The 17349-nt window shown below is 39.7% G+C and carries 18 protein-coding genes; 10 read left to right on the forward strand and 8 right to left on the reverse strand.

Annotation, left to right across the window (positions count from 1 at the left end; translation table 11 throughout):
* The first annotated feature begins 6 nt into the window (after positions 1–6).
* Together AC4BHA_RS10405 and fabZ are read left to right on the forward strand one after the other, a co-directional pair.
* A complete protein-coding gene (locus tag AC4BHA_RS10405) occupies positions 7–294 on the forward strand; it encodes a DNA-directed RNA polymerase subunit beta (RefSeq protein ID WP_066105709.1) in 288 nt (95 codons plus the stop codon).
* 850 nt (positions 295–1144) lie between these two features.
* Positions 1145–1579: a 3-hydroxyacyl-ACP dehydratase FabZ gene (gene fabZ, locus AC4BHA_RS10410; protein WP_066105716.1), complete on the forward strand. Its 435-nt coding sequence runs from the start codon at positions 1145–1147 to the stop codon at positions 1577–1579.
* A gap of 122 nt (positions 1580–1701) precedes the next feature.
* Here fabZ and AC4BHA_RS10415 read toward each other — a convergent pair whose 3' ends face one another.
* Complete coding sequence (locus AC4BHA_RS10415) at positions 1702–2754, reverse strand: SDR family oxidoreductase (RefSeq protein WP_490558515.1); 1053 nt, start codon at positions 2752–2754, stop codon at positions 1702–1704.
* A 375-nt stretch (positions 2755–3129) separates the two neighbouring features.
* Between AC4BHA_RS10415 and AC4BHA_RS10420 the strand changes: the two genes are divergently transcribed.
* On the forward strand, positions 3130–3528 hold the full coding sequence (locus AC4BHA_RS10420) for a hypothetical protein (RefSeq protein ID WP_066105720.1): 399 nt from the start codon (positions 3130–3132) through the stop codon (positions 3526–3528).
* Between the two features lie 34 nt (positions 3529–3562).
* Here the strand turns inward: AC4BHA_RS10420 and AC4BHA_RS10425 are convergent, their stop codons facing one another.
* The gene (locus tag AC4BHA_RS10425) at positions 3563–3976 is read right to left on the reverse strand and encodes a YwpF family protein (RefSeq protein ID WP_066105723.1); all 414 of its coding nucleotides are present in this window, start codon (positions 3974–3976) and stop codon (positions 3563–3565) included.
* Between the two features lie 259 nt (positions 3977–4235).
* Between AC4BHA_RS10425 and AC4BHA_RS10430 the strand changes: the two genes are divergently transcribed.
* The 3 genes from AC4BHA_RS10430 (at position 4236) to AC4BHA_RS10440 (ending at position 5448) form a co-directional block, all read left to right on the forward strand.
* The gene (locus tag AC4BHA_RS10430) at positions 4236–4610 is read left to right on the forward strand and encodes a single-stranded DNA-binding protein (RefSeq protein WP_066105726.1); all 375 of its coding nucleotides are present in this window, start codon (positions 4236–4238) and stop codon (positions 4608–4610) included.
* A complete protein-coding gene (locus AC4BHA_RS10435; protein WP_066105730.1) occupies positions 4607–4795 on the forward strand; it encodes a hypothetical protein in 189 nt (62 codons plus the stop codon). The genes AC4BHA_RS10430 and AC4BHA_RS10435 overlap by 4 nt, the downstream gene beginning before the upstream one ends.
* Positions 4796–5004: 209 nt before the next feature.
* A complete protein-coding gene (locus AC4BHA_RS10440) occupies positions 5005–5448 on the forward strand; it encodes a CBS domain-containing protein (RefSeq protein WP_490558516.1) in 444 nt (147 codons plus the stop codon).
* A 37-nt stretch (positions 5449–5485) separates the two neighbouring features.
* Here the strand turns inward: AC4BHA_RS10440 and AC4BHA_RS10445 are convergent, their stop codons facing one another.
* The 4 genes from AC4BHA_RS10445 to AC4BHA_RS10460 all read right to left on the reverse strand — a co-directional run bounded on the left by AC4BHA_RS10445 (position 5486) and on the right by AC4BHA_RS10460 (position 11488).
* Positions 5486–6091, reverse strand: a complete 606-nt coding sequence (locus AC4BHA_RS10445) for a DUF3920 family protein (RefSeq protein ID WP_490558517.1) — start codon at positions 6089–6091, stop codon at positions 5486–5488.
* A gap of 249 nt (positions 6092–6340) precedes the next feature.
* Positions 6341–6940 (reverse strand): hypothetical protein, encoded by a 600-nt coding sequence (locus tag AC4BHA_RS10450; RefSeq protein WP_490558518.1) that lies wholly within the window; start codon positions 6938–6940, stop codon positions 6341–6343.
* 128 nt (positions 6941–7068) lie between these two features.
* Positions 7069–9885: a DEAD/DEAH box helicase gene (locus AC4BHA_RS10455; protein WP_490558519.1), complete on the reverse strand. Its 2817-nt coding sequence runs from the start codon at positions 9883–9885 to the stop codon at positions 7069–7071.
* Positions 9872–11488 (reverse strand): hypothetical protein, encoded by a 1617-nt coding sequence (locus AC4BHA_RS10460; protein ID WP_490558520.1) that lies wholly within the window; start codon positions 11486–11488, stop codon positions 9872–9874. The genes AC4BHA_RS10455 and AC4BHA_RS10460 overlap by 14 nt, the downstream gene beginning before the upstream one ends.
* 129 nt (positions 11489–11617) lie before the next feature.
* Here AC4BHA_RS10460 and AC4BHA_RS10465 point away from each other — a divergent pair, with 129 nt between their 5' ends.
* From AC4BHA_RS10465 to AC4BHA_RS10475, 3 genes are all read left to right on the forward strand, one after another.
* Positions 11618–12526 (forward strand): LCP family glycopolymer transferase, encoded by a 909-nt coding sequence (locus AC4BHA_RS10465; protein WP_490558521.1) that lies wholly within the window; start codon positions 11618–11620, stop codon positions 12524–12526.
* Between the two features lie 187 nt (positions 12527–12713).
* Positions 12714–13043 carry a hypothetical protein gene (locus tag AC4BHA_RS10470; RefSeq protein ID WP_490558522.1) on the forward strand — a complete coding sequence of 110 codons (330 nt, stop codon included), beginning with the start codon at positions 12714–12716 and terminating at the stop codon, positions 13041–13043.
* A 693-nt stretch (positions 13044–13736) separates the two neighbouring features.
* Complete coding sequence (locus AC4BHA_RS10475) at positions 13737–14231, forward strand: VanZ family protein (RefSeq protein ID WP_490558523.1); 495 nt, start codon at positions 13737–13739, stop codon at positions 14229–14231.
* Between the two features lie 224 nt (positions 14232–14455).
* Here the strand turns inward: AC4BHA_RS10475 and AC4BHA_RS10480 are convergent, their stop codons facing one another.
* Positions 14456–15373 carry a helix-turn-helix domain-containing protein gene (locus AC4BHA_RS10480; RefSeq protein ID WP_066105763.1) on the reverse strand — a complete coding sequence of 306 codons (918 nt, stop codon included), beginning with the start codon at positions 15371–15373 and terminating at the stop codon, positions 14456–14458.
* A gap of 198 nt (positions 15374–15571) precedes the next feature.
* On the opposite strand from AC4BHA_RS10480, the gene AC4BHA_RS10485 reads away from it, so the two are divergent.
* A complete protein-coding gene (locus AC4BHA_RS10485; protein ID WP_490558524.1) occupies positions 15572–16054 on the forward strand; it encodes a hypothetical protein in 483 nt (160 codons plus the stop codon).
* A gap of 366 nt (positions 16055–16420) precedes the next feature.
* Here the strand turns inward: AC4BHA_RS10485 and AC4BHA_RS10490 are convergent, their stop codons facing one another.
* The gene (locus AC4BHA_RS10490; RefSeq protein WP_490558525.1) at positions 16421–17092 is read right to left on the reverse strand and encodes a TcaA second domain-containing protein; all 672 of its coding nucleotides are present in this window, start codon (positions 17090–17092) and stop codon (positions 16421–16423) included.
* Positions 17093–17349: the final 257 nt, after the last annotated feature.

The raw sequence follows: 17349 nt of genomic DNA on the forward strand, positions 1-17349 counted from the left end.
AAAAGAATGCAAGCGTTGGTTAATAATAAAAGTGAGCAGACTGAGTCTGAACCAAACAGTCGAATAGATAGAAAAAAACTGGGTAATGATCAAAAAATCAAAATCCGGTTAGTGCCACTTTGGGCTCGTATTATAATTGTCCTTGTGTTGACGATGATGGCCCTTGTTGGTGGAGCCATGGTTGGCTATTCCGTTATGGGTGATGGAAAAGCAATGGATGTTTTTAAGAAATCTACATGGACTCATATCGTTGATTTGGTCAATAAGGACACGACGGAGAATAAAGACAAATAATACGGGCAGGAAGGCAAGATATATCCCTTCCTGTTTTTTATTAGGTAGGAGAAGTTTGATGAAAAGTGGTCTTACCACTTTCGCGTCTAATTACACTTGCTGCTGGCCTGCAGGACGTGGCGCATAAGTCGTCTCAGCTTTTTAGTGTAATCCAGCTTCAGGGTCTAGGATTTCAGGACATAAGATAAAGCCACTGCGGGGGATAAAAACGCCCCTACGTGCCTTTATCTTATGCTCCTCGCGGGCCTATATGATATAGGTCATGAAGACGTTGCCACAGGACGTGGCGCATTTAGTCTTCGTTCCTTGAATAAGGCCCTTCAGCTTTATAGTGTAATCCAGCTTCGACGGCTAGAAGCTCAGGACATAAGCATGACCTCTGCAGGAGGAAGAACACCTCCTTCCGATGTCCTGTCTTATGCTCCTCGCGGGCCTACAGGATGTAGGTCATGAAGACGTTGCCACAGGACGTGGCGCATTTAGTCTTCGTTCATTGATTAAGGCCCTTCAGCTTTATAGTGTAATCCAGCTTCGACGGCTAGAAGCTCAGGACATAAGCATGACCTCGGCAGGAGGAAGAACACCTCCTTCCGATGTCCTGTCTTATGCTCCTCGCGAGCCTACAGGATGTAGGTCATGAAGACGTTGCCACAGGACGTAGCGCATTTAGTCTTCGTTCCTTGAATAAGGCCCTTCAGCTTTTTGATGTAATCCAGCTTCGACTCCTAGCTCCTCGAGACATAAGTGTAGCTGCTGCGGGAGAGAAAAGACGCTCTCCCTACGCACCTCATCTTATGCTTTTCGGAGCTGGGCAGTCGTCTCAGCTTTTTAATAATAAGGGGGAAATTATATGTTAGATGTTCAGCAAATTAAGGAGATTATTCCGCATCGGTATCCGTTTTTGTTGGTTGATCAGATTTTGGAGGTTGATGAGGGGAAGCGGGCAGTTGGTGTTAAGAATGTGACGGCGAATGAGGAGTTTTTTAATGGTCATTTTCCGGATTATCCGGTTATGCCGGGGGTGCTGATTGTGGAGGCGCTGGCTCAGGTGGGAGCGGTGGCTGTTTTGATTAAAGAGGAAAATAAGGGCAGGCTTGCTTTTTTTGCCGGTATCGATAAATGCCGCTTTAAGAGACAGGTGCGTCCTGGTGATCAACTGCGTTTGGAAGTAGAATTGACGAGAGTACGCGGTCCGATTGGAAAAGGAATTGGCAGGGCAACTGTGAATGGTGAGCTGGCTTGTGAAGCTGAAATAACATTTGCTTTAGGCGATCAGAAATCCTGAAATCCTTAATACTCACGTAAAAAATAAAAAAGCAGAAGGGCCAAAATGTACTGGCCTTAAAAGTTAGACAGCAAACAACTTTTAAGGGGCAGTTCACATAAATAGCCTTTCTGCTTTTTCGCCTACTTATTTTGCATGAAGGTAGCCAATAGGCAAGCACCGATCCCGGCTGCCAGTACGGAAGTTAGGACTGGGTGTTTGGATGCTTTTACATAATAGCTTGTTTCGCGGATCCAGCCTTTATTGGTGCCGCGTTCATGCAATCCATATCCAGCTTTATACAAGGCGCTTTCCTCCGGTGGGTTGGAGGGACGGTCATCATGCTGTGTATGATACATAGTCTTTTCCATAAATTTATCAGTAAGCCTTGGGGCAAACCGGCCAAGCATAGCCAGGAGTTTAGCCTGAGATCCAACATACATATCGCGTTTTGGATGCTCTGCGGCAAAAAGGATGGCCTCGGCTACTGTTTCAGGTGCATAAATCATCCCTATATGGGTCGGCTGCTTTTCCAGATAACTACGAGCGTGCTCATTGTAAGGTGTGTCAATTCTTCCGGGATGAATGAGTGTCACAGAAATCGGCGCATTTTCCTTCTCGAGCTCCATCCGCAGGTTCTCCGTCCAGCCGTGTAAAGCAAATTTTGCGGAAGAATAGGTTGACTGAACAACAGTTCCCCTATCGCCGAAGAAGCTGCCGATATTAATAATGGCACCTGGGCCACCACGTTTTTTATAATGCTCGACCGCGATTCTGGATCCGTATACGACACCCCAAAAAACAGTATCAAACATGCGGCGCATATCTTTTATGCTGACTTCGGTTGTTTTTCCATAAATCGAAACACCCGCATTGTTCACCCATGTATCAAAGCCGCCAAAATTCAAGATGGCTGTTTCAGCAATTTTAAGGACATCCTCTTCAACACCAACATCTGCATCAACCCAGACTGCTTCATGCCCCTTGCTTTTCAATTCGTAGACTAATTCCTGGAGGGCATCTTTATTCCGGGCTGCCACAACAACCTTGGCTCCTTTTTCAGCTGCCATACGTGCCGTAACAAGCCCAATCCCACTAGAAGCACCAGTAATAACAATTACCTGGTCTTTCAGCTCCTTTAAATGGAGTCTCTCCATAGATTGATCTTTCATCTGTTCGACTTTTTTTATATCCATAAAGTATTCCTCACTTATGATGTATGCCTTTTACCTTGAGGCCTTTATGCAAAATGCTTTTTAGGAACTCCGGCTGTATTAGTATGAACCATCCATACAATAAAAATTAGGGTAAGCATCAGCTGAAATAAGGAGCGAACACATTTACGGTGAAGGGAATTTTCACAAATACGTTTAGAATTTACCTGTTTGTGTTATTAAAGGAATATAGGCTAGTGTAAAAGCACTGGCACGTGGATAACCATATCACTTCTCCCTATTTGAAGGCCCAAATGTTTGGGCCTGCTTTTTTTTGCTCCATCATAATCTGCCCTCTTCTGGGTAATCTAAAAACAGACCTGATCAGGTCATAAAAGTTTGAAAGGAGCATGCCGAATGCAGAAGTTTTATAAAGCGATTATGGGGGTTGCGTTGGCATCTGTGTTAATGGTGGGGTGTAATAATAACGATGACAATAACCCGCCTCCAGAAGGTAACAACAACCATGAGCAAAATAACGGTACGAACGATAATAATGGGATAGATACGAACGAAAGTACAAAAGATAATAATGGTACAAATGGTAACAACGGAACGAATGGTAACAATGGTATCAATCGTAACAATGATAATAATGGTATGAATGATATCAATGATAATGGTTCCGATCTAGATAGTGGCAATTTAGATACAGATGTAAGAGAAGATGGGGATAGAATCAGGAACGATGCAGATCGAGGCGCAGACGATATCCTTGATAACAACAATAACAATGGTAAAGATAAAAATAAGTAACAAGTTTAAGCTGGCGAGGTAATCTCGCCAGCTGTTATTTATTACTACCCAGGCCTTCTTTAAAGGCGTTTTTTAAATCCTCACCATTATATCCTTCATCTACTAGTGTATCCAATAGGAATTCAACGGCTTCTCTTCTGCGATTGCGAATCTTTGCCCGAAACAGGATGCTGGCGAATTGATCCATCTTGCGGACATCAGCGATAGTTGCATCGAAGTAGGCAGGGATATTATCCTTCTTTGTGATGATACAGCTAACGGTAAGCTTGTCAGTATCAGCAGTGATTTCCTTGAAAAGATTGAAATGTTCATAATCAACGACTGCCTCAATAAGCCAAGTGTTAGCCTCATTTTCTTTATTAATAATTAATCCGTCTAGGATATGTAATTCGGTTGGATGCTGATTGTCTGGAAGTAACTGCAAGGAAACTAACTTAAAGGTTTTCATCAACTTACCTCCAATTTTAAATTATTATATGTTCATTATAGCATGGTAAAAAAAAGAAAAAATATTTATATTGTTTGTCGAAGAGTTTGTTAAATAATTCACAGATTATAAATATTGATTACAAACACCATATTTATATATTCAAAAAGGAAATTTGAGTGAAAATCTCCCTCTAAAGTCCCAAATCGCCTCTTTTACTTTTAACCATAACTCTTTTATGATACCTCTGTAAGCTATAAAAAAGAGAGGTGAAGGTAGTATGTTAAATCAGGTTGCGCTTGTTGGAAGGTTGACGAAGGATCCTGATCTGCGTTATACACCGGAGGGGAAAGCTGTATCAAACATTACTTTGGCCGTTACGAGAAATTTTAAGAATGCTGATGGCGAGTATGGGACGGACTTTGTAAACTGTACACTTTGGAATCGGGCAGCTGAAAATACCGCATCCTATTGTCAAAAAGGTTCTGTAGTCAGTATCGTTGGAAGAATTCATACACGTAATTATGAAAATCCAGAAGGAAAGCGTACGTATGTAACAGAAGTTATAGTGGAAAGTGTTAACTTTTTAGATCGAAAACGGGTGAATAACCTTCATGAAGGCAGTCTGGAAACGAACGCAGTGCCTATTTTATGAACGAGCGGGAAGTAGTCGCTGATTTAATCCGAATCGTTGGTAGTGTAAATAGCCGTGTATCCAAAAGTGAGTCAGATTTGAGAAAAATCGAACAGACCCTGCAAATCCTCATAAAAGAATTGTCTAACATGAAGGAGCTTCAATATCAATTATGTGAACAAACGTATCAACTCCACGAACATTAATCCCTCACAAACATAATCTGCACACAAAATGCCTCCAATACACTTATAAAAGTTATACCCCCTCTTGATAGCCGCCAATGCGCGGCTTTTTTTCAGTTTTGGGATAATTATTTTGCTAAAAGGTAAATTTCTATTAGAAATAGAATTGAAATTATTGGTAAGATAACGGTAGATACATATTTTCTTATTACAGCCAGGAGGGATTTAAGGTGAAAGCAAAGGATTTCATGATTAAGGATGTAATCAGTTTAAATGAAGATGCAAGTATTAAAACATTGCTGGAAGTATTGATGAAACATAAAATCGGAGGACTTCCTCTGGTCGATCCAAACAATAAACTGTTAGGGATTGTAACAGATGGGGATGTCCTTAGATATATGAACCCAAAAGCCTTCATTTCCTCTTATGTCACTTATATAGAAGAGTTGGATGAAACCTTAAAATCAAAAAGTGAATCTCCGGTTAAAGCAATTATGAAGAAAAAAGTAGTCTTTGTTCGAGAAGAGGATGAGCTTGAAGATGTACTCAAGCTGCTGGCAGCACACCATTTCAAAAAGATACCTGTAGTCAATGAAAATCGTCAGGTTGTAGGTGTAATTAGCCGTGGGGATATGATTCGTAAATTAGGCGAGTTACTACTTGAAAAATTGTAAGAGAAAGGAGGCTCATTCCTGAGTCTCCTTTTTATTTCTATTGGCGTACAATTGTTACGTAAAAACGTCCCCAGCAGCTTTGCCATAAGAAATCGATACTTAAAATAGTGTTGATAGAGTTGCGATGCTTCTCAATCATCCTTTGGGCAAACATGTTAGCATCCCGTTCAACCCATTGTGATTGATAGCCATTTCTGCCTGTGTTGACATAAGGCGTATTATACTGCCTCTTCATATAGACACGCTGGTAGGCATGGCGAATTTCATGAAAGAGATCCTGTAGTAAAAACAGCTGCATAAGCCCGCGCTCGTATTTTTTGTTTTTTACCTTATGGTTAAAGGGAAATAATGCAATCTTACCAAGCTTATGGTATCCGCCCAATGTGCCATTTAAAGAATCCTCATAACACCAATCATCAATAAATTCCTTTCCATAATGGGTTCGGTCTGCGATGACCTGATCTGGATGATCGTATATGGAAATGGTCATTCCTAAGTATTTATAATCGTCATAAAGTAATTTGAGTATTTGTTTAAGCTGGAAATCGGATAGGATATTTGAATGATTACGTAAAACTGTTTTCGCTAATCTGGAGGGGCGATTTAAGGTACTTTCAAGAGAGATGTTTTCTTCTACGATCATTAATGTAAGCAACTCCTGTTAATTAATCTGGCTGTTTTAATTGGACATATAACATGATATGCCAGGACCGTGACTATACATTCGCAACAAATTACTACATAAATGGATATAAAGAATGTGGAAAAAGAAGGAATAATGTAGGAAAGTATACAATGAAGAACAAATTTCGTCAAATAAGTGGTTTGACATTATTTAAAAGAGGGTAAGTAAATAAATGCTTAAAAAAGGAAAGAGGAGAGACCCCTTTCCTTACTTATACAAATTGCTATCTTGATTGATATATAGAGTCGTTTCATAGTACATATCATCTCTATATTGATTGGATAATTCATCTTCAATAGTTTTATAGGTGAGATATGGAGCGGTTTCTGCCTGTACGTGTTTAATCTTTACCTGAGTGGAAATCTCCTGCTTGCCGCAATTCTTCCCGACAGTTAAAAATTTCACGTGTACGGTAGGTGATCCCTTTTTTAGGTGCATTGAAGGAATTGCTTTGTCACCATCTGTATTCGTCGCCTCCACCTGTTCAATGGCCAGCCTCTCCTCAGGCTGTGAATCTAAATAAGCAAGTAAATATTCTTGTTTCCATTTTTCCTCATCAAGTGAATAATCATATTCAGAGATAGTCGTATATAAGTGAAACGCAATGAAGCCAACCGCGGCTAAGGAAATTACTCTTATACCAACCGCAACACTGGATAAAGATCTCCGATCACGTATGACATGATAGAAAATAGCTATTCCAATGATTGTCCAACAGATCAACGCAATATACGTAAGCGGTGCATTAGCTAAATCTTGTGTCTTCTCAAAAGTTTGTACAACCTCTTTAAAACTCAGTTTCCTCACCTCAGTTTCCATTTCCTGTTACTAATAACTGTAAATTATTTTATTTATATAATCAATTTTTATTATTTCGACTCTAATAGGTGCAAAAAAGCCATCCCCTATTTTTTAAGATGGGGATGGCCAAAAAGTTATCTTTCAAGCACCAGCAAATCCTTTAATTCATCCGAGGATAGCTCGGTAATCCAATTGTCACTTTGGACGATTTCATCATTAAGCGATTGTTTTTTCTCCAGCATAACGTCAATTTTCTCCTCAAGTGTACCGGAGGAAACCATCTTATGGACATGTACAAAGCGCGTTTGCCCAATACGGTAGGCACGGTCGGTCGCCTGATTTTCAACAGCTGGATTCCACCAACGGTCATAGTGAATGACATGGTTGGCAGCCGTCAGGTTAAGCCCTGTACCGCCGGCTTTCAGAGAAAGCAGAAGGATCGGATACTTGCCATCCTGAAAATCGGCCACCATGGTATCCCGTTGTTTTTTATTGGCGCTGCCGTTCAGGAATGGAACGACATGACCATAGCGGCGCTCAGCAATTTGCTTAATCATATTACCCATTTCAATGTATTGGGTAAAAATAAGGACACTTTCATCCTGTTCATAAATGATATCGAGCAATTCGATTAGCTTTTCCATTTTCCCGGATCGATGAAGAATATGTTTTGGTGCCTCTTCCTTTAAATAAAGGGCAGGGTGATTACAGATTTGCTTCAGCTTGGTCAGCATCTGCAAAATAAGCCCTTTTCGTTCAAAACCGCTCAGTTTTTCAACTTGATCGAGCGTATCTTTAACAAGCTGTTCGTATAAAGCGGCTTGCTCGGTTGTTAGGCTGATAAACTCCTTTTGCTCCAATTTATCCGGCAGATTGAGAGCAACCTCTTCATCCTTTTTCGTCCTTCTTAAAAGGAAAGGCTGAATAAGTCTTTGCAGGGTGGCAATTTTATTTTTATCACCATTGCGTTCAATCGGTCCGGCAAAGTTTTTATCAAATTGCGTTTGTGAGCCAAGATAGCCTTTATTAATAAAATCAAAAATGGACCAAAGCTCACTCAGTCTATTTTCCATTGGAGTACCGGTTAAGGCGATGTGATGTATGCCTTCAAGCTTACGGGCAGACCGGGATTGCTTCGTATGGGAATTCTTGATATTCTGCGCTTCGTCGAGCACAACTGCATTCCATTGCATGGATAAAAAGTCTTCCTCATCCTGATGAAGCAAACCAAAGGTTGTCAGAATCACATCGGCATTACCAATCCCATCCTTAAACTGTTCACCCTTCATACGACTTGGACCATAGTGAAGATGCACGTTCATAGATGGAGCGAACTTTTCAAACTCCTTCTGCCAGTTTCCAAGCACGGAAGTCGGACAGACAATCAAGGATGGCGCTTTTGCTGGACCATTCTTCGCCTCAACCGCTAACAGATAGCTGATGAGCTGAATCGTTTTCCCCAGACCCATATCATCGGCCAGACAGGCACCGAATCCATATTCACGTAAGAACATCAGCCAGCTCATTCCCTGTTGCTGATACGGCCGCAATTCGCCCTGGAAGGCATCGGGTACCTGGACAGTCGGGATATCTTGCAGTGAGTTGATGCGCGTCATAAAGCGTCTCAGGTCACTATTCAGCTCAAATTGAATTCGTGCGTAATCCCCTTCATTCTCATCCTCGAGCTCCTCATCCTGTGCGAACTCCTGCTGAAGTAAGTCATTTATACGCAATCCGCGCTCATCTGCTTCCTTCTTCAACTCTTGCATGCGTCTCATCAAGGCAGGGTCCAGTTTCACCCAGCGCCCTCTAATATAGACAAGCTTCCGTTTTTCCTCAACAAGCTTGTTAAATTCCTCCTCGGAAACCTCAGCACCATTGACGGAGAAACGCCAATTATAGTCGAGCAAGGCATTCATACCTACAAATGATTTTCGGCGGCTCGGTGAATTTTTCACTTTAGCCTTCATGGCGATTTTCGCATCCTTAATTGCTTGCCACCACGATGGCAATAGAATTTCTACGCCAAGCATATGCAGGACCTCGGAGGCATCCGTTAAGAAATCCCAGGCCTGATCCTCAGTGACAATATCATCAATCCAAGGGAAAATATCCTTCCAGCGGGCGATTTCCTTCTCAGCCATCTCTAAATGTTTTTTCCAGGCAAAAGGAATTCTATGGCGATCATCCCATACGAAAAAGTGCTCCTCATTTCGTTTGCCGCGCATAAACGGTTCTAGCTTCCATTGGTCAACCTCATCACCCGCTGCAAAATCAGGCTCGCTCAGGCGCATTCCCATAGAAAAAGGCAATTCATCTTCTTTGGCACCGGTCCATATTTCCCAACGGTCTCCGTCAAAGAAGCGGCTGAGTACCTTGGTCGGGATACTCTTTTCAGCAAACAAATCAAGCAAATCACCTACGCGATGATTGCCGGGACGGTCTTTAATCGCTTCATTTAACCATTCCTCTGCAAAGCGCCGAACCGTTATGGTTTGGATTCCGTCATGCTCGTGTCTGGCCATTTCCTGTTCCCAAAAGGAGTCCTGAAAGTCTTCGAGAATTTCCTGTGGGAGCGGGAAGGTAATGCCGTCTTGATTCCTATCGTTAAAATCAGGCATAACCGTTCCGTTTTCAACGGTTTCATATAAGGATTGGGCCAAAGCTAAACTAATGGATGCCCAATTGGACCAGGACCAATTAATAAAGCTGTTGAAAGGCTCTTCTGCCAGCACCTTCATCCATTTATGGGCGCTCATGAGGACACCGCTTTTACCATCAAGTGTTTGGATATCCACTTTCGTACCAAAGAAACTATCCGCATCCCAAAGAAAGAAGCTTGTTGCCCACAATTCGGCTGGGACAGGCTCACCCTCGTCCGTTCCATAAATAAAGACGCGTCCGCCTTCAAGTAATTCAATTTGAATATGAAGAGTTTCAATCAGCTGCATCAATTAACTTTCCTTTCTTTAGTTCTTCCTGAAAAGCACGTAATCGCTTATTATCGTCGCTGATGTATTCAATATAAGATTCCCAAACGTTTACGCGCTTAAGTTTTTTATAAATAGTTCTCAGCTTTTTCAAATAACGGACCGCTTCCCGGTAGGATGAACGATTTTTAGCCGCAATCAAATTAACTACCTGCAGATGCAGAATAGGAAGGAGGACTTCAGGCTGTTCCTTTTGGATTTCCTTTGTTTGATTGGACCATTCATAAAGGACATCAACACGCTCAGCAACCTGGAGCTCGACCCATTTTTTATACTCCTTCTTCTCATACAAATAGTGTGAATATGGAATAAGGGAGTAAGGAATAGTTTCTCTTAGAATACGCTCTAGCAAGTCGAAGCGTTTGGCGGCTGAGCAAAAAGGACGAATAATTTGCAGAGCATTATATAAAAATCGAGTTCTCTTATACTCCTGAGTCTGATAATCATGTAAATAAGCTTTAATATTTTTTGAGAAGAATTCAACAAAGGGAACCATTCGAGCATGTTCCTTTGCATTATGCAGTTCCTCTAACACAAAGGTAAGGAAGAAGCAGGATATCGGACCAAGCTTATTTAGACATTCTAACGCCTGCTCATCCTTGCCATCGACCATATATATGTGAATCATCATCCAAAAGACCAACTCAATTTGCAAGGAGTCAGCGAGAGCCGGGAGCTGGTTTGACAAACGATCTATTTCAGCCCCGCGTTCTTCTTTAGTTGTAATGATATTTGTCCAAATCGTACGATAGATATCCCAGCGATAATAGCCGCTTTCCATTTCACCGGTTGGCAAATGCTTTGTTTCATCAATCCAGGAATGGATAAACTCCTCTGAATCAAATGGACGAATAGAGGATTCAAACCGATGAACCTCATCCTTAAAGGCAAGGAACAATTCGTGAATCATAGATTCGAGTAATTCTTCCTGGAAGTGATCCTTCGTACTACTTTGCAGATCAAATAAATGTACCAAGCCCATATAGTAGGCAATGCTGCGGTATAAAGGCACCCATTGCTGATTGGAGGGCTCGCTGCGCTGAATCGCACGCTGAAAATTAGACGCAGAGCGGTTTATCCCGGCCATAAAGTAAGGAGGGATGGCTAACTCTTCCCGTGCGGAACGGATGAAAAATTCCTTCCAGGCACTGTATGTATGCTCCGGTTTAGAAGGCTTGCTTTTTTCTTTATATACGGGTCCATTTTTTAGTGATTCCTTTAAACGGAACATGGGGTCCTCTTTGTTCTTCCAATGATCCACCCATTCCGTTACGCTGGCTTCCTTACTGTAGGCAGCAAAGAATACAGCCAGCTGATGCCGGCATAAATCAATCGCCGGACAAGAACAAGAGCTATTGCTTGGAAAACTTAAATCCAAAGTGACGTTCACCTTTGTCACGTCCTGTACGACACCTTGAATAAGATCAGATTCGATCGATAGCTTTACCACTGTCCCTTGACGATAAAGAACAAGACCCTTCGAAACTAAATTGACATCATTAGTTGATTTAGGAGAGAGAATATCCGAAATTCGCTCCCCGTAGAATTTAAGTGCATCGTGCATATATCATTCTCCTTACGAGACAGTTTAACCAAGTTTAATCTTAATTGTAACAAAACTGATCAAAAAAACGTATGAAAAGGGGGAGGAAAGTAGAAGACTAAAGATAAAAATGAAAAAGAAGAGAATGCGATGAATGTAAATCGAGGTGCAGATAAACGAAAGAAATATAGATGGTTATGGATTTCCGGCTTCGTAATTGTGATTGTCCTGGTTGTCGGATATCCTATTTATCAGGCCTTTCAAGCCATAAAGGATCCACTGCGGGAACGCCAATCTCCCTATCGAGAAGAACAGCTAGATTTAACTAAAAAAGAGCCATTCTCCTTATTGCTGCTAGGTATTGATACAAACGGCAGACCGGATACTACTATGGTCATAACGGTCAATCCGGAACACAATAACATTAAAATGCTCGGTATCCCACAGGATACAAGAGTTAAAATTGCTAGAAGTGAGAATTGGGATAAAATTAGCGATGCCTATCAAGAAGGCGGAGCGGAACTATCGATGGAGACCGTTGAACAATTTTTAGAAATCCCAATTGATTATTATGTGAGCATTAACACGGATGGAGTGGAGGAGCTGGTAGATGCCATCGGAGGTATCACCGTAGAAAACCAATTAGACTTCTCTTATGATGGCCAACATTTCGCTAAAGGTAAAATCCAGTTAAATGGTGAAGAGGCTTTGGCTTATATGCGCATGCGCCAGTTGGAGCCAAATGGAGAAGAAGGACGGCAGCAGCGGCGGTATGAGGTAATTGGTGAGGTAATTCGAACAGGTGCCAATATCCGAAGTTTAACTCACTATGATCAAATCGCTACTACCTTAATGAATAATGTGAAAACAAATATCACAATTTCAGAGATGATAAAAATAAAAAATAATTATCAGGAGGCAGTTCAGCATATTGATCGAATCAGCATGGAAGGTGCAGCTAAAAAAATAGATGGAATCTATTATGAGGTAATTAGCGCGGAAGAGGTCAAAAGAATTAAAGGAATTTTACAAAAACATATGGAATATTTTAGGGATTAAAGGTAGAATAAAGAATATAAAATATTCGTTTAGGAATATTCCTGGAGTTATAAAAATATGCGTCAGAGCGAGCATTTATGCATAAACATGTAGGAATATCGGTGTTTTACTCATATGTGGTCAGGCCACCTTCATAGGCACTCCTGTTATACTAGGAACAATTAACCAATGAAGGAGGCTGGGCATAGTGGAGTTAAACGTAAAAGTACAACCAAAGTTTATTGACGGTGAGTGTTCAATTGAATTTTCGTTCTCTTTTGATTGGGAAAACAAGAAAATTGGTGAAGCGGTTATTCTGACATGTGAAGAGGAAATGGACGCTCAACTTATTGAAGAAAAGCCGATGCTAAACCCTAAGAAACGTGAAACAAAATACCCGAAAATTGCCTTTGTCACGGACCTAGCAGTCATAGACGGACATAAAACAGCCGCTATAAATGAAATTAAAAAATTTCTAAACGTCATTGGAATCCAAAATATTCGTTACCAAGATAATCGACTAGCCAGTATGGCATAAATCATATATGATAAGACCAAATTTTGCTCTTAGGAGGCGGGATTTGGTCTTTTTGCATTTATATGAGTGTTGCAGCAATTACCGGGGTAAAAGTTCTCTCTGGGTGTTTTAAGGCAATACTCTGTTATTGGAGAGAATGCAATGACTAAAAGACTGTTTTTCTTTAAATATAGGCATAAAAAGAAGTTTTTGGGATGAATAAACAAACAAAATCTGTTCATATGTCCCTAGAGACATTAAATTATCGGCTTATATTACTAAAGTAGCGATATTAGCAAACTATTGAGCGATTTTACATGGTTATTGAGCGAAAATGAACGGAATTGAGCTAAATATAAAATAATTGAGCTAAATTGAAGATGAATTGAGCGAAATGAGCTTTTATTGAGCGAATTAGAGAGGTTATGAGCGGAATTTATGGTCATTGAGCGATTTGTACTGTAAATGAGCTAATTCCCGATAACGCCTCTCCGTTTCATACCTATTAAAAAATAACCTCCCTAAAAGAATAGCCAAAACCGTGAAACAGCCACAGCAATAGGATTATTAGCCATGGTGTTTTAATATCTTTCATACAGGCAAGCATACAAGGTACATACAAAACGAATTAATCAATCGATTAATTAAGAGAAAACCGCCATTCTGCAAGTCTTTGGTATTTACCTTGTGGATGAATTCGGCTAGGATAGGAATATGAATAATGCTAGGAAAAAGATCATATACCGTTTAATCCTTTTATTGTTGGTTGTAGGAGTAGTATTTTATTCCTCCTCACAGCCTTATACCGAACAAAATATTCAACCGTTGTTGAGTGAGAACTTAAAGCTCCCTGATTCGGTAGTGGCTTTGCTTTCAAAAATAAGCTTCACCTATGCTGGTGTAGAGATTAGTGTGGAAGCGTTAGGGTTGCCAGGTTTTATTGAGTTTTTTATCCGTAAGGGTGCCCATTTTAGCGTTTACTTTGTAATGGCGTTTATATTGGCCAGTATCGTCAGAGTATGGGTACAGCGAGCGGTGAAGGTAACGGCAATCACGATGGGAATTGTCTTTCTGTATGCCTGCTCAGATGAATGGCATCAGTCATTCACAGGTGACCGCACGCCACTCTTCCATGATGTGATGATTGATACAGTGGGTGGATTGACAGGGATTATCTTATATTTTGTATGGAAAAAATTCCGAAATTAATATTTATTGGAGAGAGGCTGGAACATAACTAGCTTCAAATAAGAGAAAAGGTTAATTGAATACACACAAATTCGCCTTTCTTTATATTGGTATTTAAAATCTAGTAGAGCTTAGGCACCGGTAAAAAAAATATACCATTCAGACAAGCTTATTTGGAGAGGTAAATATCTACGCTGCCTTTTCAACGGACGCTATTATTGTTACGGTATAATTGAAAAAGCTGATCATGTTTTAGAATGATCAGCTTTTGTTATGTCTCCGTAGTGTAATTCCAAGGAACTCTTTTTTTCCTTCAGAAGGTTCATATATTTTTTATCTTCGATTAATTCGAATATCGAAATAGCCTTATTTAAATAATATATGGAATCCGAATACTTACCAAGCTTTTCAAGATTGTAGCTAACTTGATAATGTAATTCAGCCAATGGGAATAGATTGTCTTTTTCTAAGCAATATTTTATACCGTTTTTACAGTATGTAATAGATTCATCATATTGTTTCAATCGAGTATACACTCTGGCAATATTATAATACAGCCGCGGTAAAATCGAATGATCACTAATGAAAACTAAATGTGATAAATGCTCTTTAGCTTCCAAAAATATTTTTAGAGAAATCTCATTCTGATTGTCTGTAACATAGACTGCTCCCATAGACATGAGTACTTCTATTTCTCTTTCATTCCAAACTTTATCCAAAACATGTGTTAAGTCAATTGCTGACTTAAGCAATTCTATAGATTTTTCCACATTATTATTTACAGCATGCTCATAGACACCCTTGTGCCATAAGATCAGCTGTCTGTTACGCCCATTTTGCGTAAAGAGCGGATTGTCCTCTTCTAATTTTACAATTCTATTCATCTCTTCGTAGAGGAGATGGCGCCGCGTTAGCCGTAACTGTCTGCTTACCTCATTAACATAGTCTACTCTAGGAGTAGAACCAATTTCAAAGAAGTAGTTAACATCCACTCCTAATTTTTGTGAAATGAGATATAAGGTATTAGCATAAGGATATACATCACCTTTTTCAATTTTACTTATCTGTGCTTGTGTACATATTCCTTGGGCTAGCTCATCTTGAGATAGTTTAAGTGATTTCCTCAAATCTCTTATTCGCTGACCAATTGCGGAGAAATCCATTCATGGTATCCCCTTTCCGATAGTATTCCTATAGTTATATTTATATGTAAAAAAGTATGTATGTGCTTGTTATATTGAATAAATTGGATCTAAAGTCCCTGTATCGAATAAACCTTTAAAAGTAAATATATGGTTAAATGTAAGTATAAACATAAACCAATTATACTTATAAACTTATGAATGAAAAGGGGAATATGTATGAAAAAGAAAATTATGTTAATCGGTGCTAGTGTGTTAGGTATCAGTGCTTTGACAGCGACAATTACTATTTCTAAAACGGATCTTGCAGAGCTCCCAACGATGTACAATGTAAAACCAACACAAGTAGCGGAGCTTCCGACTATGTACAATGTAAAACCAACGCAAGTAGCGGAGCTTCCGACTATGTACAATGTAAAACCAACACAAGTAGCGGAGCTTCCGACTATGTATAATGTGAAACCAACGCGAGTAGCGGAGTTACCGACTATGTATAATGTGAAGCCCACACAAGTGGCAGAGTTACCGACTATGTATAATGTGAAGCCCACACAAGTGGCAGAGTTACCGACTATGTATAATGTGAAACCAACACAAGTGGCAGAATTGCCGACTATGTATAATGTGAAGCCCACACAAGTAGCTGAACTACCAACCATGTATAATGTAAAACTGAGTAACGGAGTGAATACAATTGGCTAACCATATTGATGAATTTTTATATGTGAGACAGAAGGAAAAAGATGATAAGACGTCGGATGAGTTGCCAACAGTATATTAAGAAACTGTTTACATCAGAATAATTTTTCTGTACTGAGGAAATGATTTTCTCAGTACTTTTATATGGAAAAACGAATCATAAAAATGGGCTTTCTTCTACAATATTATCGAATGTTCGTTTTCTGTGCTTGATTCAAACTTCCTATTTGTAAAAGTATACTGAGAAGTTTTAACAATATAATAAGAGAATAGACCTAAGTTTCTTTTTTGTTGCTTATGATATTTCAGTATATATTTGTAAAGAATGAAATAAAAAAAGACAAAGACCGATCTTTGTCTTTCTTATCATTATTCATTTGTATCCAAGCCGACTTCCTCATCATTTAAATTCATGTTGATTTTCTCATCACTATTCCACAAAACAACCTGCTTCTTTTCGTTGATATCCGTATCATTTGTTTTCAATTTTGCCTCGACTTTGTATTCTCCCGGTAGAAGGGGGCCGACTTTCTTTTCATAAATGGCTTCGTTGGCCTTAACGACTTGTTCACCATTCACCATTAAGGTGGCATGCTTAGAATTTGTAGTGATCGTCAGATAAACTGGATCGATTTCAATTGAATAGTTGTCCGGCAGCCAGGAATTCGTATTCTTTTTCAGTGTTAAAAATCCTTCAATCCTGGGCTGTTCCTTACCTGATTTGGATGAATCATCATCATAATATCGGGATTGTTCATGGAGAACTGTCAGAAGGCTTTGGGTGTAATCAGGATTTTTTTGAAGGTAATCCATCAAGATCTTTGTATTTTCTTCGTCAATAACCAGGTCTTCATTTGATGAGGTTAGAATCCGGGAGAGCTGATGTACATTTTGATAGGCGAGAGCGGTCTCAACTTTTTTGACAAGAGTATCCTTATCAAGAAACGGTCCCTTTATAAAATAAAAGCTAACGAATAAAAGGACAGTAAGTATAATCATTAGGGATATTTTAAATAGTGGGGATATTTTTAGATTCGCCATTTTCCTCACACCACCTTTAGGATTGGGTCATAAGTAACGGTTGCTTACTTCTACTATATCGGCATATCGAAGATAATTTCAAATAATACATATTGAATTTTTTATGACAAAAGACAGTAACCATCTATATGTATAGTATACTTTCAACCCAGAGGAGTTAGAAGACCAAATTAATCAATCGATTAATGAATAGGCCCAAATAAAATAATCACCCGTCAAGATACGGATGATTGGTTACTTGAAAGCAACAATGGAGG

The organism is Pradoshia sp. Z3_51 (genome assembly GCF_058215915.1).

Excerpts from the sequence above, each read along its gene's own strand:
- AC4BHA_RS10430 (WP_066105726.1), top strand. The coding sequence starts at position 4,236 with ATGTTAAATCAGGTTGCGCTTGTTGGAAGGTTGACGAAGGATCCTGAT.
- fabZ (WP_066105716.1), top strand. The coding sequence starts at position 1,145 with ATGTTAGATGTTCAGCAAATTAAGGAGATTATTCCGCATCGGTATCCG.
- AC4BHA_RS10455 (WP_490558519.1), bottom strand. The coding sequence starts at position 9,885 with ATGCAGCTGATTGAAACTCTTCATATTCAAATTGAATTACTTGAAGGC.
- AC4BHA_RS10490 (WP_490558525.1), bottom strand. The coding sequence starts at position 17,092 with ATGGCGAATCTAAAAATATCCCCACTATTTAAAATATCCCTAATGATT.
- AC4BHA_RS10405 (WP_066105709.1), top strand. The coding sequence starts at position 7 with ATGCAAGCGTTGGTTAATAATAAAAGTGAGCAGACTGAGTCTGAACCA.
- AC4BHA_RS10435 (WP_066105730.1), top strand. The coding sequence starts at position 4,607 with ATGAACGAGCGGGAAGTAGTCGCTGATTTAATCCGAATCGTTGGTAGT.
- AC4BHA_RS10465 (WP_490558521.1), top strand. The coding sequence starts at position 11,618 with ATGAATGTAAATCGAGGTGCAGATAAACGAAAGAAATATAGATGGTTA.
- AC4BHA_RS10420 (WP_066105720.1), top strand. The coding sequence starts at position 3,130 with ATGCAGAAGTTTTATAAAGCGATTATGGGGGTTGCGTTGGCATCTGTG.
- AC4BHA_RS10460 (WP_490558520.1), bottom strand. The coding sequence starts at position 11,488 with ATGCACGATGCACTTAAATTCTACGGGGAGCGAATTTCGGATATTCTC.
- AC4BHA_RS10480 (WP_066105763.1), bottom strand. The coding sequence starts at position 15,373 with ATGGATTTCTCCGCAATTGGTCAGCGAATAAGAGATTTGAGGAAATCA.
- AC4BHA_RS10415 (WP_490558515.1), bottom strand. The coding sequence starts at position 2,754 with ATGGATATAAAAAAAGTCGAACAGATGAAAGATCAATCTATGGAGAGA.
- AC4BHA_RS10485 (WP_490558524.1), top strand. The coding sequence starts at position 15,572 with ATGAAAAAGAAAATTATGTTAATCGGTGCTAGTGTGTTAGGTATCAGT.
- AC4BHA_RS10475 (WP_490558523.1), top strand. The coding sequence starts at position 13,737 with ATGAATAATGCTAGGAAAAAGATCATATACCGTTTAATCCTTTTATTG.
- AC4BHA_RS10425 (WP_066105723.1), bottom strand. The coding sequence starts at position 3,976 with ATGAAAACCTTTAAGTTAGTTTCCTTGCAGTTACTTCCAGACAATCAG.
- AC4BHA_RS10445 (WP_490558517.1), bottom strand. The coding sequence starts at position 6,091 with ATGATCGTAGAAGAAAACATCTCTCTTGAAAGTACCTTAAATCGCCCC.